This window comes from Hahella sp. KA22 (assembly GCF_004135205.1).
GTDB lineage: Bacteria > Pseudomonadota > Gammaproteobacteria > Pseudomonadales > Oleiphilaceae > Hahella.
In genome coordinates this window covers 3,635,765-3,656,033 of sequence record NZ_CP035490.1, presented here as the reverse complement: position 1 = coordinate 3,656,033, position 20,269 = coordinate 3,635,765, and the positions used below count along the sequence as shown (strand labels likewise).

The window sequence follows — 20,269 nt, the reverse complement described above, 5'->3', positions numbered from 1 at the left end:
GCGTGATGACAGAGCAATCGGACAATGCATCCATTCTGATCGTTGACGACAACCAGAATAATTGCGACCTGTTGAATCGACGTTTGCAGCGCAAAGGCTTTCACTGCGCCACCGCGCTCAGCGGCCGTGATGCGTTGCGGCAAGTGGAAGCGCAACCGCCCGACCTGATTCTGCTTGATTTGATGATGCCGGAAATGGACGGCATGGAGGTGCTGGAGATTCTGCGGAAAGACTTCAACTCCGTCGAACTGCCGGTGCTGATGGTCACCGCCAAAAACGCCCATGAAGATATCATCGGCGCTTTCGCGCAGGGCGCTAACGACTATATTGAAAAGCCGGTTGATTTCCCCGTCATGCTGGCGCGCATTCGCCACCATCTGCAGCATAAGCGTCTCGACGACGAGCTCAAACGCAGCCAACAGCAGTTGCGGGAACAGAATAAGCAGTTGGGCATGTCCAATCAGTACAAGATCAATTTCCTGTCCTCCATGTCACATGAACTGCGAACTCCACTCAACGCTATTCTGGGCTATTCGGAAGTGCTGTTGGACGGCATGATGGGGGAAATGAATCCCAAACAGACGGAATACTGTAAAGAGATCTACGACAGCGGCTCTTATCTGCTGATCATCATCAACGATTTACTGGATCTGTCCAAAATCGAGGCAGGCAAACTGCAGCTGGAAATTCAACCTACCCATATCGAAATTCTGGTCAACAGCGTCATTGGCATCATCAAGGAAAAGGCCTCCCGCCACGGCATCCTGTTGCTCACCGATATACAGGAAGACATCGGTCCGGCGGAGCTTGATCCGCTGCGGGTCAAGCAGATTCTCATCAACCTGCTCAGCAACGCCATCAAGTTCACCGACTCGGGTAAACAAGTGGGGCTTAGGGTCAGTATGCATGACGATCAGGAACTGTTGATCCAGGTGTTCGATCAGGGCTGCGGTCTGTCCGAAGAAGACCTGCAGCGCATCTTTCTGCCCTTTGAACAGGCGGAGTCCTCCATGAAAAAGAAAAACGTGGAAGGCACCGGCCTGGGTCTCGCCCTGGTGCATAAGCTGGTGCTGTTGCATGGCGGCAGTATCGAGGTGAAAAGCGAACTCGGACAGGGCAGCAGCTTTTTCATCCGACTCCCCTATCGCGCCTCGGCGGGAGGATCTTGCGATATGATTTATTGACGCGCGCGGCGTCTACTCCTTTCGTTTTCATCCGCAATAAGCGCGTTCAGACACGTCCGGCTAATTTTACCCCCCCTTTTATTGACTTGACCGCGTCCCTCCCGTTAGGCTGCGCCTCTATTTTCGATGGATCAGCTTAAAATTCAGGATGTTACCCAATGGAAAATGTGAACTATCGGCAGGCGCTGATAGATAAAATGGGAATCCCCGTCACGCAAAATCAGGTCAGCGCCGGGAACATCAATACCGCCTACCTGTCCGCCGGAAACGGCGCGCCAGTGATATGTCTGCATGGCGCCGGAGCTGGCGCGGTCACTTGGTATCCGTCTCTGGGAGCCTTGTCTCAACACTTTCATGTGATAGCGCCGGACATCGTCGGTTACGGCGAGTCCGACAAGCCCGACGCCCCCTATGATCGCCCTTATTTCTCCGCCTGGCTGCAGGAGTTCATGGCGGCGCTGGCCATTCCCAAAGCGCATATCGTCGGTCTGTCCCAAGGCGGGGCCATCGCCCTGCAATTCGCGCTGGATTGCCCCGATAAAGTGGATAAGCTGGTGCTGGTGGACGCCGCGGCGTTGGGAGCGCGGCCTTCCTTGCGTCCCATGGTGGGTATGATCTGGTTGAACAGTTTTCCCTCCGCGCTGGCGAATCGTTTTTTCGCCCCTTCACTGCTGTTCGATACAGACAACCGGGACCCCAATCATGCTCACTACTCCATTGAAGTGCTCAAACGCCCCGGCGGCAAAAACGCCTTCACTCAAGGCCGTGGCGCGGCAGTCACGGCGCTGCCGGAGGAAGCGCTGCGGCGCATTCACAACGAGACGCTGATTATCTGGGGAGAGCAGGATCAACTGTTTGCGATCGAACACGGCGAAGCCGCCGCCAGACTGATGCCGAACGCTAAACTGCACCGCATTCCCCGCGCTGGCCATCTGCCGCTGATGGATCAGCCAGAGTTGTTTAATAGGGCGTTGTTGGATTTTCTGGTTTCGCCCTCCCCAACGACCGCGTAGTCTGACGTCCTCTGCGGCTGAAAGTCAGTCATTTTGTAGTCCGTCTTAATGTCGCAAGGCGCTTCGCTTTGCCAACCTACTCTGTTAAAGACCTACTCTGTTTTGAAAAAACGAGTGGTAGTATTCAATTAAAACGTTTAGTTCTCGCTTTCGTATGCAAGCCAGTACACAGCAATAAACGTAGGTTGGATAAGCGAAGCGCCATCCAGCACGCCCTCTAACTCCCCCTTAAAAAAAGCAGTGGCGGGAAACGCCATGAGTTCGCTGCGTCTGCGCTCTATTCAAAGACAGATTCGGGCGATGAGGCCCACACTGCTGGCCTTGCTTTGCAAACAAACGGGCACGATGGCGCTTCCCGTCTATACTTTAAAACGCAGTATGAACTTATCGCAGTCCGATTTCACAAACGTCTATTAACCCCCCTTCTTTTCGCCCGGGGCAGACAGGCTGTCACAGGGATGTCAGTAGCCCCACAATCGTCACAAGGAATAAAAAATAATGAAAATAGGCATACTCTCAAGAAACTCCAAGCTCTACTCAACGTCCCGTCTGGTGGAAGCGGCTCGCGAGCGCGGGCATGAAACGCGGGTGGTGGATGTGCTGAAGTGCTACATGAACATCACCACCAACGCGCCTTCAGTCTGTTATCGCAGCGCTGGCGCTACCGAAGAGCTGCAATTCGACGCGGTGATTCCGCGCATCGGCGCCAGCGTAACCACCTACGGGTGCGCTGTGCTGCGCCAGTTCGAAGTCGCCGGGGTTTACTCTATCAATGAGTCCATCGCCATCACGCGCTCGCGGGACAAGCTGCGCGCTCACCAGCTTCTGGCGCGTAAAGGCGTCGGCCAGCCGGTCACCAGTTATGCACATTCGGCGGACGCCACCAATGACCTGATTGAATCGGTCAATGGGGCGCCTTTGATCGTGAAAGTCATGTCCAGCACCCACGGCAACGGCGTCGTGCTGGCGGAAACGGATAAAGCCGCAGAGACCTTGATCAACGCCTTTCGGGGCCTGAAAGCCGACTTCCTGGTGCAGGAGTTTATAAAAGAAGCCGGCGGCAGCGACATCCGCTGCTTTGTCATCGGCGAAAAAGTGGTCGCCGCCATGCAGCGAACCGCTCAGCCCGGAGAATTTCGCTCCAATCTGCATCGCGGCGGCAGCGCCCAGGTGGTGAAATTACGTCCAGATGAGCGACGTCTTGCGGTGCAGGCGGCCCAAGTCATGGGGCTGGATCTGGCCGGGGTGGACATTATCCGCTCCAGTCACGGCCCGCTGGTGCTTGAGGTCAATTCCTCTCCCGGCCTGAAAGGCATTGAAAGCGCGACCAACAAGGATATCGCCGGGGCCATCATCGACTACATTGTGAAGGACGTACAGAACGGCCCTAATAAGCACAAAGGGAAAGGATAAGACGCCTGTAGGCGGCGTTGAGGTCAGTCTATTTCCTCGTTATCACCAAGAGAGCATCCATGGATCCGATACAAACTCAAGGTTGGCGGGACCTCTTACATCAGACTTACGAGCAGACAATACAGCAACTGATCGCCTTTACGCCCAATATTCTGGGCGCGCTTGCGCTGTTCTTCTTCGGCTTTTTCATCGCGCTGGCGCTGGCGCGCGCCGTGCGCACCGGCGTGACCTTGCTGGAGAAACTGCTCGGCCGTTTGTTCGCTCGCTTCTCCACCAGCACCTCCTCCCTCAAGCTGCGGCAGTCTTACACCAACGTCATCAGCAAAGCGGTCTTCTGGTTGGTGCTGCTGTTCTTCATCGCCGCCGGCGCCAACAGTCTGGGGCTGAACATTGTTTCCCAGTGGATGAGTCAGCTCTTGCTCTATCTGCCTCATTTCGCCGCCGGCATGCTTATCATGCTGGGGGGATATCTGCTCAGCAAAGTGATCAATCTGGTGATGACTTCAGCGGCGGAGTCCGTCGGTATCAGACAGTCGGCGCTGATCGGTCGCAGCGTGCAGTTCACAGTGATTTTTATCGCTGTGGTGATCGGCATCGAACAGATCGGCATCAACATCCAGTTCTTCACCCAGTTCACCATCATTCTCTCCGCTGTCATCGCGGGAGGCTTCTCACTGGCCTTCGCCCTCGGCGCCAAATACCTGGTGGCGAATATCATCGGCTCCCAGCAGGTGAACAAGCTGGTGCAACTGGGGGATGAAGTCAGCATCGCCGGCGTGGATGGCGTGGTCGTCGACATCACCAGCTCCGTCATCGTGCTGGAAACTCCGCAAGGCAGAACCACGATTCCGGGCTCCTTTTTCATGGAGCACATCAGCCAGATAAGGACCGGGGCCGCCAACCACGCCAAAGAGAAATAGTCTGCCGCCGCTACCTGACACAAACGGAGCTTCACCATGACCGATCAGACCTACCAGCTTGCGTTCAGCTTCCTGCGCCAAGAGCCCAGAGCGGCGGCGCGATTGCTGGAAGACAGGGACGCAGGAGAAGTGGCGCAGTTCCTCGCCAACGCCCCCCTGCCCGTCGCCATCAGCGTGTTGAAAGAAATGCTTCCGCGTTTCTGCGCCACGGTGATTCATGCTGCGCCGGAAAGCAGCGCCACACAGTGGACCGCCGAGATGGGCGCGCATCAGCTTTGCAATATTCTGCGTCACCTGCCGCCCAAACGCCGGGAAACCGTGCTGAATCTGCTGCCGTTAGCGCGGCGTACGTTGTGTCAGCAACTGCTTTCCTACAGCAACAGCATGCTCGGCGCCTGGACAGAAATAGACGTTCCGGTTTTCACCCGCGACATGACCGTGGAAGACGCCTTAACCCGTCTGAAAAAGCGCGAGTATCAGGAAGAGCGGATCGTTTTCGTACTCGATCAGCAGCGGGCGCCCCTTGGCGCCATCCCGGCGATCAAACTGCTGCGCTCCCCCAGGCAGGTGATTTTGGGCGCATTGGTCAAACCCTCGCTGATGAGCCTGAACAGTCGTCTTTCTCTGAGCAACGCCGCCAGTCATCCCTTATGGACCTCACAGGACTTCGCGCCAGTTGTGTTTCATCACAGTGAATTCATGGGCGTGATATGGCACAGCCGTTTACGTGAGCTGCTGTCTACTCACTCCGACTGGCTGGCTCCGCAGAAGCCGTCGGGATCGGCGGCGTTGGATTTACTGCGCGCCCATGGCGAAAGCATGCAGGCGATGGTGGAGGCGGTGCGCGAGTCCCTGGTATGACCCGCTCACCGACAAGGCGCATAGCGCCTGAACTTCTGGCAAGGAATCTCTATGGATAACACAACGTCCTACATCAAAGACACGGCGCAACAGCTGACAGATGCTTACCTGCTGCGATTTCCCGCCAAAGCCGCACGAGAAATCGCCAAGATGCCGAATCAGGAGGCGGTCGCGCTTCTGAGCCAGCAACCTGCGTCCGTCGTCGCCAATCTGTTTCCCTATATGCCTCCTGGCCTGGGCGAACAGTTGATCGCCAACTGGGAGCCCGCGGCCGCGATGGAGCTGCTGCTGAAGCTGGATATTCAGCTTACCGCCGCACTGTTGTCCCGTCTGGAGGACGAACAAAGAGAGGCGATTCTGGGACGCATCGCCGCGACGGAAAAAGCGACGGAAAAAGAGCTGACCGAACTGCTCTCTTATCCGCTCAACACGGCGGGCCGTATGATGGACGCCCGGGTGCAGATGTTTCACGCCGATCTCACTGTGGAAGAGGTGCTGCAGCAGATTAAATACCGACGCCCCAAATACATGGACGCCTTCTTCCTGATCAACGACGAGCGCAATGTGATCGGAATTTTTGAGCTAAGCGATCTGATTCTCGCCAACGCGAAAGACAAAGCCTCGAAAATCGTGCGTCCCATCACCGCCTCGTTCAGTACGCTGGACCCGGTCGACGACGTCATCGAAAAGTTCGAAGGGATGCGCGCCAACAGCCTTCCGGTGCTGGACGTACATGACCAGGTGGTTGGCCTGATTCGCAGCGCGGATATTTATCAGCGCACCAAGGAAGACCTCGCCTCCGATATCGCGTCGATGGTAGGCGCGAGCAAGGATGAAAAAGCGCTTTCCAGCAGTTGGTTCGCCGTGCGCAAACGCATGCCCTGGCTGCAGATCAATCTGGTGACGGCGTTTGTAGCCGCTGGCGTGGTCGGCGCCTTCGAAGGCATTATTTCCAAGTACACCGCCCTGGCGATCTTGCTACCCGTGGCGGCGGGCCAAAGCGGCAACGCCGGCGCTCAAGCCCTGGCGGTGACCATGCGCGGCCTGATTCTCAAGGAAATCACGATTCGTAATATGGGACAGGTGTTTCGCAAAGAGAGCTTCGCCGGCTTTCTCAACGGCGTCATTATCGCCGTGACCTGCGCTATCGGCGTCTGGATCTGGAGCCGATCCATTGGCCTCGCGCTGATTATCGCCCTCGCGATGGTGTTATCGCTGACCATCGCCTGCGGCGCCGGCGCCCTGGTGCCCATGGCGCTCAAAAAACTCGGCCTGGACCCGGCGCAATCCTCTTCCATCGTCCTGACGACAGTGACCGACATCGCCGGTTTCATGTCATTTCTGGGGATTGCGACCTTGCTGTCGGGACTCTTGCCCGAGGGATAGAGGCTTGCTGATGTAGACAGGCCAGAACAGTCATTGACGACGATTAATGCCTGACGGTGGTTTCCCGCCACTCGGATACCGCCTGACTCACTGCGGCCAGATGCGCATTGGTGATGTCTCTGGGCAAAAACTCGTTCTGACAGGCGTTGATGCGCGTCGCCAATTGATCAATAAACGCTTTGCCCTCAGCCTGATAAGACTCGCACTCCTCCTCGTTGAGTTCGATGAGAATGGAAAAGTCCACGAACGAACGAGAACATCTGGCGTCGAGGTAAAACTTCCTGTCCTGCTCAAAAAGAAACCACGAACCCGGTTCATGCAGCATTACGTACACAGTTTGCTCCTGCCTTTAATCATTGGTTTGAGTGTTATGGAGAGGCGCCAGGATCAATGATCCGTCGGCGGGCGGCGCCCCAGACATTCTCGCGCCGTCATGCCCGGCTGCAACTCTATAAGTTTTGCCGCTCTTCAAATTTCAACGGGGTGATTACGAAGATTCAGTGTAAACAGATCCTAAGCGAAAATGCGAGCGCTTCATGCTGAAAACAGCATCTACTTTTTGGTTAAGTCACTCTCAGGATACGAGAGAAAAAGACGTGCTCGCCAGGAAGTTTTCCAATGCAGCCTAGTTTATTGGAATCATTAACTTTACATCGTTAATAAAACAACGAATAGTTAGCGCTCTTTTATTCATATCCATAGACATAGCAGAATGAAGATCAAGTCCCAATTAATGCTCGCAATGTGCTCACTTTTAATCGGTTGCTCGTCCAATCAGACCAAAGAACCCACAGAAGTGGTGTTCACTTTCGGCGAGACTTCCATTACCGCGCCTATTAACGAAAACAGCGCTTTTGCAAGCACAAAAGAAACAGACAAGGAAAAAGTACAGCTCTCGGGGAATATTCAAAAACAGGATGCGGATTACATCGTGGAAGTCGAGTTTATCAGCGAGGAAAAAGCGCCCAAAGAACGCCACAGCTTTAACTCAACCGTCCTGGTGAAAGCGGATGAGCCTTTGGTCGTCGGCCATCTTGATGATGACGAATTTATCATCAACTTAAAAAGATAGTCATGAACTTTATAAATAAGCAGTCATGAACTTAATAAGGTAGCCATAGCGTCCACCTGCACCTGACGATCACCGGCGCGTCAGGTGGACTCTCTTAGAAAATCTCTCCCAGTTATAAATTTCCAACCCCGCCATCCACCAACAGCTCCGCTCCCAACATGTAAGTTGATTCATCCGACGCCAGAAAAACGGCGGCCTTCGCCAGCTCTAACGGTGTTCCCATACGTTTTAAGGGAACTAGCTCCTGAACCTCCTCTATCAATTCCTGCTGCTTCTCCTCCGATAAACCAAACTTCTGAAAAGCGTCGGTATAAGTAGGACCAGGGCTAAGAGTATTAACGCGAATCCCCTTATGATGCAGCTCCCCGGATAGCGTCCTGGATAAAGAGATAAGGCCCGCTTTGCTCGCCGCATACACACTGCTTTGCGCCAACCCGACCTGTGCTGAAACGCTGCCGCATAAAATAATGGATGCCGAGTCAGACAATAAAGGGAGCAATGACTGAATTAAAAAGAAAGGCCCTTTCAAGTTAACATTCATAACGCTGTCAAAACACTCTTCGTCCCATTTATCCAATGGTTTATGGGTTACATCGCCGGCATTGATGTATACAATATCGATGCGCGGAAATTTGTCAGATAATTGCTGCGCCAATATAGTTTGTTGATCTACTTTGCCAGCATCATTCTTTATAACCAGCGCCGACTCTCCCAGTTGATCCTGCGCATATTTCAAACCAGATTCATTACGCCCAGTGACGGCGACAGTCGCTCCTTCAAACTGAAACTGCTTAGCGGCTTCTAATCCAATTCCCGCTGTTCCGCCTGTAATTAATGCATATTTCCCATCCAGTCTTCTCGACATACTATTCGCCTTCACTTGCAATTCATTAGAGGTTTTATAGTATAGGCAGGCTATTTCCGTTAAAACAGTAGGTTCCAAATGGATACTAAAGAGAAAATCAGTCATTCGGATAAAAAACTTCAGGACGATTCACGTTGTCCAATGACGGATTTCATCAATATCGTTTCAGGGAAATGGGCGATACCGACCTTATATCGCTTGATTATTACCGACGATATTATTCGATTTGGCGCCCTGCAAAGAGGCATTGGCGGCATTACGCAAAAAGAGTTAACGAAACAACTCAGGACGTTCGAATCATTAGGCATCGTGTCCAGACAGGAATACCCGGAAATGCCGCCAAGAGTTGAGTACCGGATTACAGAACTCGGAAAAACCCTGAAACCCACACTGGACTCACTGGCGCAGTGGATGACCGAGCATCGGGACGAGTTATTGGCGAATAGTCGAAGTAACGTCAGTTATTAACATGGCAATGATATTGGCATGTTAATCACCAGGCGCATGGACGCGCCTGCGCGGCGACAAGCCGCGGGAGACAGGGCCTGACCTGTGCAGGCCCTGTCGTTGCAGACAAATAGAAGGAAGCTATTTGTCTGCCGGATTAATAAAAGGGCGGTTATTATGGAGACTGCAAATGTCAGAGCTCTGGGAAGCATTTCAGCGCCACGTCCCAAATATGCTCACAGTCCAGCCAATCTTCAGAAGTAAGAGCCACATGCTCTCCAGAAATCGTAGTGAGAAACGCCTCTAAAATAGATTTTCGTTTTATCTTATTCCTACTAATTGAGAATCCCGAAAACCTGAGTATGTAGATTGTTTGTAAGAAACGAGCAATTTTTTCATCTGAACTAATAGACGCTAACCACTGAAGTGCGATAGCAGAATCTGTGTCGCCCACATCGCTTTTCATATACAAATTCGCTTGGCCAGGCATTCCCTCTGCATCGTCAAATACAATCCAATTAATACCATCTAGAGTCAAGCCTGACTCGGCTAAACGTTGTCTACACATGAGCAATACCAATGGTAGAGCCGCAAACACGATCAACTCAAGAAACGCTTCGGAGTCGTCAACCTCCCATTCGCCCTCGTCGTCCTCGTACTCTCTAACGAATATGCCATTATTCAATAGCTCCACTTCAATTTCTTTAACAATTGACTCTCCCAAGTTTATGTCACTTAGGTCATCAATGTCGCATACAGAGTCGCCAAACATATAGTTGTATCGAAATCTAAACTGCTCATAGCCGATAGCGATAAAGTCGCCATCAATAGGCTGTCTATAATCAATTTTTTCCAGCAAGCTTATAATATGCTGAAGCATAGGATCATAGTACTCTACAAGCCTCTCAACTATTTTCATAAACAGCATTATAAAAGCTCCGCGAATTTCACAACCAACGGGGCGAGATAGAAAACTTCATTTGAGTCGCCCCACTAACTTCTAAACTTAGTCACTTTACCTGACTCATCAACCGCCGCGTTCACCAGCCCATTCAAGTCCAGGGACGGGTTCGATACGAGGCAGTGTTGCAGGATGTTCAACGCCACATGGGGGGCGAACATGTGCGGACCGCGAAACTTCAGCAGCAGTGTTTGCATTTTTTCGTCTTTACGGGGATTCAGCGCTTTGAAAATTTGCTCCCAGTCGGCGTTCGCCCGTACGAGTTCATTCACGACTTTACTGGCGATGCGGGCGTTCCTGGCGTTTATTCTGGCCGCCCTCGCCTCCAGTTTGTCGCGCTTATCCGCCTCCGCCAGCAGCCAACTGGCGTCCAGGGGATTTTTGGGGGAAGGTTTCGTTTTTCGTTTCTTGGCCATGATATTTGCGACATGCGACGGGGCAGATGAGTATCGCAACAACCGCCCCCCAACTTCAACGCTTGCGAGCGCCCGCCGGGATGCGGAATCTTCGCCGCACTCTTCACAAAAGCGACTAGTTCAGCATTTCGGCTGATAGGTTCGACCCTGCAGGTGGGCTATAGTTTTTCGGCATATACGACAGCGACCTCATACACAGACTTCGGAGGCCATGCCGGGTGGTTTTGATTTCTTCAGCTCAATATAAAAATACGACGCTTAGCGCACGCGGTCCCTTCATTCTCTTCCTGCTGTTTCTCGCCATCGTTGCGTCTCCCGTGTTCGCGCACGGCGTGGCGGAAGGCGACGCACTGTTCATCGAGCAGGCGCAAGGCATGCACCTGATTCCCTTTATCTATCTCGGCGCCAAACACATGGTGACGGGCTATGATCACCTGCTGTTTCTTATCGGCGTGATTTTTTTCCTGTATCGGATGAAAGACATCGGCGTTTACGTCACGTTGTTCGCCATCGGCCACAGCGTCACCTTGTTGTACGGGGTGTTGAGCGGCGCCCAGGTTAATCCTTATCTGATCGACGCCATTATCGGCCTTTCCGTCGTCTACAAGGCGCTGGATAATCTTGGCGCTTACCCTCGCTGGTTCGGCTTTCAGCCCAATACCAAAGCAGCGGTGCTTATCTTCGGCTTTTTTCACGGCTTCGGGCTGGCGACGAAGCTGCAGGATTTCACCCTGTCCCAGGACGGACTGATCCCCAATATCATCGCCTTCAATGTAGGCGTGGAAATCGGTCAGTTACTGGCGCTGAGCGCCATTCTCATTATGATGAGTTTCTGGCGCAAAACCGACGCTTTCGCTAAGCAGGCCTTCACCGCCAATGTGTTCCTGATGAGCGCCGGATTTATGTTAATAGGCTACCAACTCACCGGTTTTTTCGTGAGTTCTTGAGATAATCGACATGCATGACAACTCTCACCGCAACCACGCTGTATCGCCATCCAGCAAAACACTGTTTAAAGCAACCGCTATCGCCATGGTAGTTGGCGCAGGCCTGCTCGTCACGACGGTGCTGCCAGCGGAATACGGCATCGATCCCACCGGCGTCGGCGGCTACCTGGGACTGACCCAGCTCAACGCCATCGCCCCGCAGGAAACCACGGAGCCAGCGGAAGACCCCATGATCAGCGACGCCCAGCTCGCTTCCCTGCTCAATCCGGTCTGGAAAGGCGACGCGCCGCTGCGCACCGACACGCTCACCATTACGCTCGCTCCCAACGAAGGCGCGGAAATCAAAGCCAAGATGCAGGAAGGCGACCGCTTCATGTTCAAATGGGAAGCGCAAGGCCCCGTCAACTTCGACATGCACGGCGAACGCCCCAATGCCGGCGACGAATTCACCAGCTATTGGGTAGGCAGAAATAAAACCAACGCCAACGGAGCTTTCCAGGCTCCCTTTGAAGGCGTTCACGGCTGGTACTGGCACAACGGCGGCAATCAACCCGTCACCGTAACCGTCACCACAACCGGATTTTATGAGAAGCTTTATAAGTTGTAGTCGCAGGGGCTTCGCGTTATGTCAAAGAAGATACAGAAAGAGTTAAGACTGGCTGCGCTGATGCTGCTTGCCACCTTCCTGTTCGGCTGCTCCACACAGAAACTGACAATCAGCCACGCCGAGCTGTTACCCATTGACGTCAAAGAAACTAAAAAGTGGGCGAACGGCGATCCCTACTTATTTGATGGCGATTATTTGGTGATTACGTTTAAGTCGGATCAACCGATAGATACGGAAGATTTCCTCAATCAATTCCGAGCCACAATCGTGAAAGACGATGACGAAGTGGATTTCTTTGATGGCACACTGGACGGCGTATTTCCTAATTACAGAAGCTTTCACGAATGTCTCACGTATCTGAAAACATTCGAATTCGACCGCATCGACTTCCAGCTAAGATACGACCCCATGATAATTCCAGACTACACCAGCAACGTCATATCCTTCACCAAAGAAGAAGTCCTGGAAGCGACTAAAAAACCAGTGCTTGAATACAAACAGGCTTTTGAATAATCCCAAACATCCACCCACGCTCACTTCTACTCCCACACTTATCCCCACTCCGTTCGCCCTGAGCCTGTCGAAGGGCCCTCCCGGGCAAATAAAACGAAAAGCCCCCTATCCCAGAGTCGTGACGTGTATGACGGTTTCAAACTAACGCTCTGGAAGCCCTTCGACAAGCTCAGGGCGAACGGGGAATATGGGAGCTGGAAAGTTGAGCTGAACGGAAAATAGTTGGCCAAGTTTTCCTTTCGAGTGAGATTTAAGGTGGTCTCAATACTTAGGACACACAGTTTTTCACCCTGCGCCACCAATCCTTCCGGTCAGTTTCCTTCCAATCAGACCAAGCTAAACCATCCTACATCAACCCTCCCACGCTTATCCCCCCTCCGTTCGCCCTGAGCCTGTCGAAGGGTCCTCCTGGGCACAGCGCCATCACACGATCCTCAAGGATCATTAGAATGTATTTCCCCTCGCACTTATTCCCACTCCGTTCGCCCTGAGCCTGTCGAAGGGTCCTCCTGGGCAAATACGTGATGAATAGCGGTTTTAAACCAGCGCTCTGGAAAGCCCTTCGACAAGCTCAGGGCGAACGGGGTGATATGAAAACCGGAAAGTTGAGTCGCCCGGAAAACAGTTGGCCAAGTTTTCCTTTCGCATGGTATTCAAGTTGATATCAATACTAAGGACATACAGTTTTGCTCCCTGCGCCATACAATCCTTCCGTTCAACCTCCTTCCAATCAAGCCGAGCGAAACTATCCTGCAATTATTCCTCCCCCGCTTATTCCCACTCCGTTCGCCCTGAGCCTGTCGAAGGGTCTTCCTGGGCAAATACGTGATGAATAGCGGTTTAAACCAGCGCTCTGGAAAGCCCTTCGACAAGCTCAGGGCGAACGGGGGTGAAGGTCAGGGAATCGGATGATATAAAACCGGAGCACCTACTCATGCCGGAGCGGTTTCATCTTCCTGAGTTGTTTTCACTTCACCCGGAGGTACGCCAAAGTAGGCTCTGACGTGATCCTCATTCAGGTATCCGCGCACGCCAATGATATAGACCAGAAACGGAATACCGGTGATCAAACTGATAATCAAAGACGCCCAATCTCCCATCAACATGCCGAATACGGTCAGCAACGCCCAACCGTATATCAACGGTCTGGCCAGCATCCAGACATACTTCGAGCGCACCCACAGCAAGGGTCCGCACAGGGTCCAGGCTACGCAATTCGCCATCAGTACATAGCGGGATAAATCATCAGCGACGATGATGACCAGCACCAGATTGAGCAACAAAAAAACTGTGTTGATGATGGATATGACTTTGATTCCCTTCGGCATGTTATCTCCTCACGAGAGCTGCGTGTTGGCGCGGATAGGTCTTCACAGGCTCTCAAATTTGTTTGTGGGATATGTCGGATAGTGGTCAATTCAGGAGGCGTCGGACTTATGCATCCAACGCCTCCAATAAAGCCAGAGGATAGTAACACAGAGTCAGCTATTCTCGGCCCTGTCGTTTGCAGACAAATAGACTGAGGCGACTTGTCTGCTGGATAGAAGGGATTAACGCAACCAGGGGTCGCTGGTTTCGATCTCCGATATCCGTTTGGATTCGGGATCAACAACGTCGCGCCAGACGCCATCGTCATTCATGACCGACCAGGTATTCTCATCCTTGCGCAACCCCATACGCCAGAACATCCAGGGGATGCCACGACGCCGCGCGGTTTCCGCCACATGGCGGTATTCATTCGTCATCGCTTCCATCCCCACCTTGCGCTCCTTGCCGAACTCCTCCACGAACAACAGTTTGCCCCACTGTCGCACTGACGGCAGGGCGTCGTTCAACCATTGATCCAGATCGCCGCCGTAATAGTGCAAGGTATAGATATCCGCCGCCGGAATGTCGCCCAGCGTTTTAATGTCGTCAGCGCTGCCTTTGTTGTAGTACTTATCGTAGCCGGCGATTCCCAGGGAGACGTAGGTATCTGGATCTTCCGCTTTCAGGTGCGCGGCCATCTGGGTCAGGAAGTTGCGGTGGATGTTATATTTCTGATCGTTCGACAAGTTCTCATCAGCCAGGGACACGCCGGATTCATTGGCGATTTCCCACGCCAGCACCACGTCGTTAATGTCCTTCCATTTCTTATTGCCGAGGTAAGGATTTTGATGGTTAAGAAAATGAGTGAAGCGCTTTTTATAGGCGTCTATCGCATCCTGCTGATACATCCCGACAGGGCCGAAAGCATTGTAATAGACTGAGTTGGAGTCTTGGGCGTAGGCGAAATTGATCAACGCCAGCACCATCTTTATGCCCATCTCCTGGCACTCTTGCATCAGCTTATCCATTTTCTCCAGCTGATCGTCGTGGTATACGCCCAATGGCTCTTCATAGGTCCAGCCCTTGGGTTGGACCTCCCATGGCGCATCGCCCCTGCGCGTGACAAAAACGCGTAAGACTTTCAATCCACTGTCCTTCATCGCCTGCAATTGTTTGCGGCGGTCCGTCTCGGACATGTGCGCAAGCTGATACTGGTTGGCGCCGGCCCACAGGCGGGATACGTCAGGGTCTGGTCCCGGGCCGTCTCCCAGCGTGAATTGCAGGGCGTTCAGATTGAAGCCGGATTGCAGCATGGTGACTCTCAACGTATGCTCGCCGGCGCTCAACTCAAGGCCCGCATCCACCCAGGTCCAATTCTGCCAGCCGCCAGTCACTGGCGCCGTCACTTCCAGCGCTCTGGCTCCGTCAATGCTTACCGCGAAACGGCCTTCCGCACTTTCCGCCGCGACCAGTGAGGACATGGTGTAAACGCCGCTTTCGCTGACGTTAACGCTGTATTCCAGCCATTCTCCAGGCTCGATCCAGCCGATGTTATAGCCATTGCTCGTACTGGGCTCGATATCCACGGCGTCTTCGCGCAAGGCGCCGCCTTCGTTGGTGGAAGTGGTGTCCTGGAAAGCGCCGTAATCATAGTGCTCCGCCTCCAGCACGCCCGGTATCGGGATGGGCGCGCCATTATAGGGGCCTTCGCCGCCACCGTGATCTCCTCCATCGCCATCGTCACCTCCGCTGTCACCGTCGCCGTTATCACCACCGTCGCTATCATCACCGCCATCACAATCAGCGGGCCTGACTCGCTCCCACAGAGACCCCACCTCCGGCGTCCAGCCAGCGCCGGGATAGGCGGTGTGCGTCACCAAGGCGCGATAGATATCGCCCTGATACAGCACTTCCTGCGCAACCTGATATTGGGCTCCCTCAACCCAGCTGGCGGGGCAGTCGGCGGCGAAAACGCCCTGCGCGCCGGCGGCGCTGACGCCAGCGAACAGCAGCTGAGCCGATAAGAGGGCGAGTCGAAATTTCTTCTTTGGCATGAATCCAGTCCTTTTTGGTCGTCGTTATTAGGGCGCATCCCCGAGTCTAGAGTGGGAATACGTCCCAAACGCCCCCCAAATGGCGTAGGAGTCCATGTTTTGAAGCGCAGGCCTTCCCGCCTATGTGTGTACGACCTCGCCAACGCTTATCAATCGAATGGAATAACGCAGAAAACGAACAGGAACTTTCCGGGCGGACAGCACTCCCCATTTCATGGTCTGCAGCATCTTGGGCCAAGCTGACAGGGAGCTTATTGCCCCGTACGTTTGAGTGTTTTAAAGACAAAAACCAATAATCCCAAACCGCCCGACACAATACACATCCAAAACGTCCACAGCCCCAAAACCATGACCCAATCGATATCACATTCGACTTCCCCAGGGTTGTGGCAAAACTCGCCCATGACGTTGTGGAAGAGTCCTTGGTATGTCATAAGTGAGGCGACTATAACGCTGATGGTGAGCGATACGGTTAGTGTTTTCATGCTTGCAAATCGCTCACCCGCCGCGCCCTACCCAATAAAATGCCACGTAACCCGATAATTAGGCCCACTCTCCTCATAACGACTTTCACGACCCTCAATGACTTCAAAAGTAGCGTGCGCTGATAGGCAGACCTCAGGAACCTCCCGGCTTTGCCGCAGTAGTGAATCCAGTTCATCCCACCTGGGATTTACACCGCCACCACCTGGGTGAGGTGTTACATGTGCGCCACTCCTACAAAATCTGTTCCAATGCACATATATCGTCCATTGCTCGATTTCCAGGTCCAAGTCAGATTTTGATATAGGGAACAGTTTGAACGAATCAAGGTAACCTTTACTGTCATCAAAGTCTGCGACAAATCGATGAGGGACGCCATTGACATCAGCTACGCCAACTCTCGGACCGTCATACCAATCAAGCCCTACATACACTTTCTCTGACTTACTCATTTTTTTACCGTCCGCACGAGTAAAAGTACAATAACTATCCGCTTAAAAACTCGCGAAATTTGGCTGAATCTTAACAACTAAGCAGTCCACAATTCGAGCCTTCAGCTACCATCCACAGATCTATTTGAACGTTGGTTACAACACCCAGATTTCTGTATGGTCAAATATAGCCCCAACACAAACAGGCGCATGTTTAAAAGGAGTCAACCTTGTACGAAGTCAGAGTATTGGAACCCAGGGATGCAAAGGCCTACCGAGCAATCAGATTAGAGGCGTTAAAGACTTTCCCTGAGCACTTTGGTTCGGGTTATGAGCAACAAGTGAAACTGGAAAAACTCTATTTCGAGATGCGCATTGAAGAGCGCTCCGACAAAGCCATGATGGTTGGGGCGTTTCTAAATTGCGATCTGGTGGGCATCTGTGGCGTGACGTTCAAAACTCAAGTCGCGCCTGACGCTGGGGAGATTATTCAAATGTATGTGAAGCCGGCGAATCAGAACGCCGGCATTGGCGGAAAAATGCTGGCGGCTATCAAAAACCTTTGTCGCGCAATGCCCGTAAAAACGCTGCTGCTTGAAGTATATAAATCCAATCAAAATGCGATCCGGGTGTATGAAGCCTGCGGTTATCGAGTGAACGCCGCATTGGATGAAAATCCAGGATCGCAATATATGACAATGGCGCTGTCCGAACAGGCGGCAGGCAGATCGAAACCAAGTACAACCACCATTGATTGGGTCATCAGGGAGAGTTAGAAACTTCTCCCCTCGCCTTTTAAATACGCCCTACGCTCCCAACCAGGCCGGCCGGCCATAAAACGCCCTGGCCAGGTTGCCGCCGTTAAGAATCTGTTCTTCAACGGTCACTTTTTCCACTCGGGTGACTGGCTGCGTATTGGTTCCGCAAAAGCTCATTGCGATGTGTCGGCCAAAAGCGTCTCTTTGTCCGGTGAGCAGGACAGCGTGTCCCAGTTGGTAGTGGCCGTTGTAGAGAGGTTGATTGCGGTAGGAGAAAACGACCACGTCGCCTCGGTTCAGTGACGCGGGAAATGGCGCTGGCCAGGGATAAAACGTCTCGTTGTGAAACATATTACGCATTATCTGCACGCCCCAGTTGCGTCCGTTGATCACTCTGGCGGTATGCGCCCGGTTATAACGATTCGAGAAAAACTGTCTCGGCGCCTGGGCTGCGGCGGCGGCCAGGAACAGCATTTCAAAACAGCATATTTCTATCTGGTTTGGACCCATTGTCAGCGGATTGGGAACATTAACATCCAGCCCTCTCGCCCAACGCTCCATGGAGCTGGTATAACGCCAGCGACGCCCCATTACTTGCGGCGGCATAACTAACGGAGACCATGTAATCCGCCGGTTCTGTTGATGCCATTGCTCAGCGATGTTAATCGCATTTTGCACATGTATTAATGCCATAAATTTATCCCTGATCCCTGCTGAGTCCTGATTCCAGACTTTTTGATTCATACCAGTTCGAGGACAAAGCGGCTAGCCTTCCGCATCACTCGCTGGCGTTTTATTTTCCGTTTAAGTTAGCGCCCAGATGAAACAAAACCCTTAATAGTTTTTGCGTGAAATTAGCGTTAATTTTGATTGGCTTAGCGCCTACAGCAACCCCAGCTTAACCCTGTCGTTATAAGTGCGATTCGATGCACTCGACCAAATCCCCCTGCTCTGCGAATTACACCTCTCCAGTCCAAACCATGCCGCTTTGTGGCTAATTGAAGGCTTCGCCCGACATTTCAGCCCGCAATAAACAAGTTTCATTGTCAAAACATAAAATTTATTACTGTTTCAGTTCACTGCAGGTAGACACAGTTAATCTCCTACTTCCCTGATAATTCAGGCTCTTCCCACCACTATACAAGCCAGCTTTTAGACCAAACAGCCTCGAACAAAAGTTAAATTGTTTTGCGCAAACAAATCACTAGAATCATTGCTTTTCTTGCACACTAAGGAAAGCAAAATGCAAAGCAGCCACCTTCCTCCTCAGCATCAACTTAAGCCAATGGAGAACCCGCTCCCAGCGTGGAACTCTCGAAAAACCACCGCTGGCAAAAAGTTGATGATTACCCAGGAAGCAGACACCTTCATGCACAGCCTCAATCTGTACGAGAAGACTCAGGTCTACAAAGAAGCCCTCAAACTAACCAGCGACGGCGGTTATGGCTGGAACAGCAGAGGCTTTCAAAAAGCGCCCATGTTCATGCGCCATAAAATCTGCTCAGGCGGAATCAGTTTTATGTACAGCGTAAATCCCGAGATGATTGTTATTAATCGGATGAAACTGGAGCGGGAAATTACACAGGTTGAAACGCCAGTAAACAGACAGCAGATGGGGTTGTTTGAGGTTAGGCGGGAGTCTGATACTCGGTGGCGAGAAGAAATAACTGAAAGGGAAATTCCCAGACTTGAGTTGGCCTGGGGAAAACCACAACCCGTCCCTAAGATAAGAACAGAACATGTTGCAATCAATGGGTATGTCGAATGATTTGAAAAAAGCCTCCTGGCTAATGGGAGTCCACACGGATGCCGCCTACTGGGACGACTGCGCCAAAGCCTATACGCTCATCTACAACCCGACTCGTGGAAAAATCGACTTTTTCGAATGCATCGCAGATAAAATATCCACTACCAAGCTAGCGAAATTTCTAGCGGTTATGTTGATCGAAAATCAGCAAAAAGGCTTGCACCGCAAATGGACGGCGCATAGTCAGGGCGGAATTATTCTGACGCGGGCCGTAGAGCTGGTGAACCAAAGAGGCGTTCGCCTGGAAGGACAACGAGTCTCTATTCATGCGGGAGGTAACGAGAAGACTCGCGCAGAGAAAGCCTTCAAGCAGGCAGGTATAACCATTGATGAAATCAAGCGAGATCACCCAAACGACCTCGTGCCAAACCTGGCTGGTTTCAACGACCTATCCCCCGGTTCTTTCTTGCGCAGCATGAACAGCATGTTTCTGGTATTCCGCGATAAGCGTCCTGTGCAAGCCAGCCCCCATACGTTACCCTTCCTCAGCGCCGAATGCGCCATCAGGCATTTGCAAATGAACGGCTATCAAAGAAAAGCGGAAAGGCTGGCGAAACATACAATGAAAGAATTAGGCCTATTATGATCAATCAACTACTCAGGTCGATCTTAACAGGCAAAGGGCCGGATTTTTCAAAACTGACCGCGAAGGAATGCCGTATTGACGACTATCTCTTGGTCTTCAGGTTGCCGGGAAATGTTCAGAGGTTAGCCAAACACAAAGACCCCGACCTGACTCAGGTTCTTCTCACTCCGAACGTTTTCATGGCGAGCGTAGAGAAAGAGTTCAATCGGGAGTATGTACATGCCTGTTTCGAATGGT

General features: G+C 52.4%; 22 protein-coding genes. 14 read left to right on the top strand and 8 right to left on the bottom strand.

Annotated features, from left to right (window positions below):
* Positions 1-5 precede the first annotated feature (5 nt).
* From EUZ85_RS16310 to EUZ85_RS16285, 6 genes are all read left to right on the top strand, one after another.
* The gene (locus EUZ85_RS16310; protein WP_164887266.1) at positions 6-1,184 is read left to right on the top strand and encodes a response regulator; all 1,179 of its coding nucleotides are present in this window, start codon (positions 6-8) and stop codon (positions 1,182-1,184) included.
* 158 nt (positions 1,185-1,342) lie between these two features.
* On the top strand, positions 1,343-2,197 hold the full coding sequence (locus tag EUZ85_RS16305) for an alpha/beta fold hydrolase (protein ID WP_127970282.1): 855 nt from the start codon (positions 1,343-1,345) through the stop codon (positions 2,195-2,197).
* A 498-nt stretch (positions 2,198-2,695) separates the two neighbouring features.
* Complete coding sequence (gene rimK, locus EUZ85_RS16300; protein WP_129498743.1) at positions 2,696-3,610, top strand: 30S ribosomal protein S6--L-glutamate ligase; 915 nt, start codon at positions 2,696-2,698, stop codon at positions 3,608-3,610.
* 59 nt (positions 3,611-3,669) lie between these two features.
* A complete protein-coding gene (locus EUZ85_RS16295) occupies positions 3,670-4,530 on the top strand; it encodes a mechanosensitive ion channel domain-containing protein (protein ID WP_127970280.1) in 861 nt (286 codons plus the stop codon).
* A gap of 36 nt (positions 4,531-4,566) precedes the next feature.
* On the top strand, positions 4,567-5,391 hold the full coding sequence (locus EUZ85_RS16290) for a magnesium transporter MgtE N-terminal domain-containing protein (protein WP_127970279.1): 825 nt from the start codon (positions 4,567-4,569) through the stop codon (positions 5,389-5,391).
* Between the two features lie 51 nt (positions 5,392-5,442).
* Entirely contained in the window at positions 5,443-6,777 is a 1,335-nt protein-coding gene (locus tag EUZ85_RS16285; protein WP_127970278.1) for a magnesium transporter, read from the top strand.
* Positions 6,778-6,820: 43 nt separating this feature from the next.
* Here the strand turns inward: EUZ85_RS16285 and EUZ85_RS16280 are convergent, their stop codons facing one another.
* Entirely contained in the window at positions 6,821-7,111 is a 291-nt protein-coding gene (locus EUZ85_RS16280) for a hypothetical protein (RefSeq protein ID WP_127970277.1), read from the bottom strand.
* A gap of 378 nt (positions 7,112-7,489) precedes the next feature.
* Between EUZ85_RS16280 and EUZ85_RS16275 the strand changes: the two genes are divergently transcribed.
* Positions 7,490-7,849 (top strand): hypothetical protein, encoded by a 360-nt coding sequence (locus tag EUZ85_RS16275; RefSeq protein ID WP_127970276.1) that lies wholly within the window; start codon positions 7,490-7,492, stop codon positions 7,847-7,849.
* 112 nt (positions 7,850-7,961) lie between these two features.
* Here EUZ85_RS16275 and EUZ85_RS16270 read toward each other — a convergent pair whose 3' ends face one another.
* Positions 7,962-8,714, bottom strand: coding sequence for an SDR family oxidoreductase (locus EUZ85_RS16270; protein WP_127970275.1), 753 nt, complete (start codon positions 8,712-8,714; stop codon positions 7,962-7,964).
* A gap of 78 nt (positions 8,715-8,792) precedes the next feature.
* On the opposite strand from EUZ85_RS16270, the gene EUZ85_RS16265 reads away from it, so the two are divergent.
* The gene (locus EUZ85_RS16265; protein WP_127970274.1) at positions 8,793-9,182 is read left to right on the top strand and encodes a helix-turn-helix domain-containing protein; all 390 of its coding nucleotides are present in this window, start codon (positions 8,793-8,795) and stop codon (positions 9,180-9,182) included.
* A gap of 172 nt (positions 9,183-9,354) precedes the next feature.
* Here the strand turns inward: EUZ85_RS16265 and EUZ85_RS16260 are convergent, their stop codons facing one another.
* Together EUZ85_RS16260 and EUZ85_RS16255 are read right to left on the bottom strand one after the other, a co-directional pair.
* Positions 9,355-10,089 carry a hypothetical protein gene (locus EUZ85_RS16260; RefSeq protein ID WP_127970273.1) on the bottom strand — a complete coding sequence of 245 codons (735 nt, stop codon included), beginning with the start codon at positions 10,087-10,089 and terminating at the stop codon, positions 9,355-9,357.
* Positions 10,090-10,154: 65 nt separating this feature from the next.
* Positions 10,155-10,538 carry a hypothetical protein gene (locus EUZ85_RS16255; protein ID WP_127970272.1) on the bottom strand — a complete coding sequence of 128 codons (384 nt, stop codon included), beginning with the start codon at positions 10,536-10,538 and terminating at the stop codon, positions 10,155-10,157.
* A 227-nt stretch (positions 10,539-10,765) separates the two neighbouring features.
* Here EUZ85_RS16255 and EUZ85_RS16250 point away from each other — a divergent pair, with 227 nt between their 5' ends.
* Genes EUZ85_RS16250 through EUZ85_RS16240 form a run of 3 tightly spaced genes read left to right on the top strand, consistent with a single transcriptional unit; the run spans position 10,766 to position 12,605 of the window.
* Positions 10,766-11,485, top strand: coding sequence for a HupE/UreJ family protein (locus EUZ85_RS16250; protein ID WP_370454963.1), 720 nt, complete (start codon positions 10,766-10,768; stop codon positions 11,483-11,485).
* Positions 11,486-11,495: 10 nt separating this feature from the next.
* On the top strand, positions 11,496-12,092 hold the full coding sequence (locus tag EUZ85_RS16245) for a hypothetical protein (RefSeq protein ID WP_127970270.1): 597 nt from the start codon (positions 11,496-11,498) through the stop codon (positions 12,090-12,092).
* An 18-nt stretch (positions 12,093-12,110) separates the two neighbouring features.
* The gene (locus tag EUZ85_RS16240) at positions 12,111-12,605 is read left to right on the top strand and encodes a hypothetical protein (RefSeq protein ID WP_127970269.1); all 495 of its coding nucleotides are present in this window, start codon (positions 12,111-12,113) and stop codon (positions 12,603-12,605) included.
* Between the two features lie 932 nt (positions 12,606-13,537).
* On the opposite strand, the gene EUZ85_RS16235 is transcribed toward EUZ85_RS16240, so the two are convergent.
* From EUZ85_RS16235 to EUZ85_RS16220, 3 genes are all read right to left on the bottom strand, one after another.
* Entirely contained in the window at positions 13,538-13,933 is a 396-nt protein-coding gene (locus EUZ85_RS16235; protein WP_127970268.1) for a hypothetical protein, read from the bottom strand.
* Positions 13,934-14,155: 222 nt separating this feature from the next.
* Positions 14,156-15,967: a carbohydrate-binding protein gene (locus EUZ85_RS31155; RefSeq protein WP_164887265.1), complete on the bottom strand. Its 1,812-nt coding sequence runs from the start codon at positions 15,965-15,967 to the stop codon at positions 14,156-14,158.
* A gap of 251 nt (positions 15,968-16,218) precedes the next feature.
* On the bottom strand, positions 16,219-16,452 hold the full coding sequence (locus EUZ85_RS16220) for a hypothetical protein (protein WP_127970267.1): 234 nt from the start codon (positions 16,450-16,452) through the stop codon (positions 16,219-16,221).
* Between the two features lie 659 nt (positions 16,453-17,111).
* Between EUZ85_RS16220 and EUZ85_RS16215 the strand changes: the two genes are divergently transcribed.
* On the top strand, positions 17,112-17,657 hold the full coding sequence (locus EUZ85_RS16215) for an N-acetyltransferase (protein ID WP_127970266.1): 546 nt from the start codon (positions 17,112-17,114) through the stop codon (positions 17,655-17,657).
* Between the two features lie 30 nt (positions 17,658-17,687).
* On the opposite strand, the gene EUZ85_RS16210 is transcribed toward EUZ85_RS16215, so the two are convergent.
* Positions 17,688-18,332 carry a hypothetical protein gene (locus EUZ85_RS16210; RefSeq protein WP_127970265.1) on the bottom strand — a complete coding sequence of 215 codons (645 nt, stop codon included), beginning with the start codon at positions 18,330-18,332 and terminating at the stop codon, positions 17,688-17,690.
* Positions 18,333-18,882: 550 nt separating this feature from the next.
* Here EUZ85_RS16210 and EUZ85_RS31680 point away from each other — a divergent pair.
* Positions 18,883-19,407, top strand: a complete 525-nt coding sequence (locus EUZ85_RS31680) for a hypothetical protein (RefSeq protein ID WP_241567059.1) — start codon at positions 18,883-18,885, stop codon at positions 19,405-19,407.
* A complete protein-coding gene (locus tag EUZ85_RS31675) occupies positions 19,379-20,032 on the top strand; it encodes a hypothetical protein (protein ID WP_241567058.1) in 654 nt (217 codons plus the stop codon). Before EUZ85_RS31680 ends, EUZ85_RS31675 begins: the two co-directional genes overlap by 29 nt.
* Positions 20,033-20,269 lie beyond the last annotated feature (237 nt).

Bases quoted from the DNA above. Each gene is read 5' to 3' on its own strand.
- EUZ85_RS16310 (WP_164887266.1), top strand. From the start codon at position 6: ATGACAGAGCAATCGGACAATGCATCCATTCTGATCGTTGACGACAAC.
- EUZ85_RS16305 (WP_127970282.1), top strand. From the start codon at position 1,343: ATGGAAAATGTGAACTATCGGCAGGCGCTGATAGATAAAATGGGAATC.
- rimK (WP_129498743.1), top strand. From the start codon at position 2,696: ATGAAAATAGGCATACTCTCAAGAAACTCCAAGCTCTACTCAACGTCC.
- EUZ85_RS16295 (WP_127970280.1), top strand. From the start codon at position 3,670: ATGGATCCGATACAAACTCAAGGTTGGCGGGACCTCTTACATCAGACT.
- EUZ85_RS16290 (WP_127970279.1), top strand. From the start codon at position 4,567: ATGACCGATCAGACCTACCAGCTTGCGTTCAGCTTCCTGCGCCAAGAG.
- EUZ85_RS16285 (WP_127970278.1), top strand. From the start codon at position 5,443: ATGGATAACACAACGTCCTACATCAAAGACACGGCGCAACAGCTGACA.
- EUZ85_RS16275 (WP_127970276.1), top strand. From the start codon at position 7,490: ATGAAGATCAAGTCCCAATTAATGCTCGCAATGTGCTCACTTTTAATC.
- EUZ85_RS16270 (WP_127970275.1), bottom strand. From the start codon at position 8,714: ATGTCGAGAAGACTGGATGGGAAATATGCATTAATTACAGGCGGAACA.
- EUZ85_RS16265 (WP_127970274.1), top strand. From the start codon at position 8,793: ATGGATACTAAAGAGAAAATCAGTCATTCGGATAAAAAACTTCAGGAC.
- EUZ85_RS16260 (WP_127970273.1), bottom strand. From the start codon at position 10,089: ATGCTGTTTATGAAAATAGTTGAGAGGCTTGTAGAGTACTATGATCCT.
- EUZ85_RS16255 (WP_127970272.1), bottom strand. From the start codon at position 10,538: ATGGCCAAGAAACGAAAAACGAAACCTTCCCCCAAAAATCCCCTGGAC.
- EUZ85_RS16245 (WP_127970270.1), top strand. From the start codon at position 11,496: ATGCATGACAACTCTCACCGCAACCACGCTGTATCGCCATCCAGCAAA.
- EUZ85_RS16240 (WP_127970269.1), top strand. From the start codon at position 12,111: ATGTCAAAGAAGATACAGAAAGAGTTAAGACTGGCTGCGCTGATGCTG.
- EUZ85_RS16235 (WP_127970268.1), bottom strand. From the start codon at position 13,933: ATGCCGAAGGGAATCAAAGTCATATCCATCATCAACACAGTTTTTTTG.
- EUZ85_RS31155 (WP_164887265.1), bottom strand. From the start codon at position 15,967: ATGCCAAAGAAGAAATTTCGACTCGCCCTCTTATCGGCTCAGCTGCTG.
- EUZ85_RS16220 (WP_127970267.1), bottom strand. From the start codon at position 16,452: ATGAAAACACTAACCGTATCGCTCACCATCAGCGTTATAGTCGCCTCA.
- EUZ85_RS16210 (WP_127970265.1), bottom strand. From the start codon at position 18,332: ATGGCATTAATACATGTGCAAAATGCGATTAACATCGCTGAGCAATGG.
- EUZ85_RS31680 (WP_241567059.1), top strand. From the start codon at position 18,883: ATGCAAAGCAGCCACCTTCCTCCTCAGCATCAACTTAAGCCAATGGAG.
- EUZ85_RS31675 (WP_241567058.1), top strand. From the start codon at position 19,379: ATGTTGCAATCAATGGGTATGTCGAATGATTTGAAAAAAGCCTCCTGG.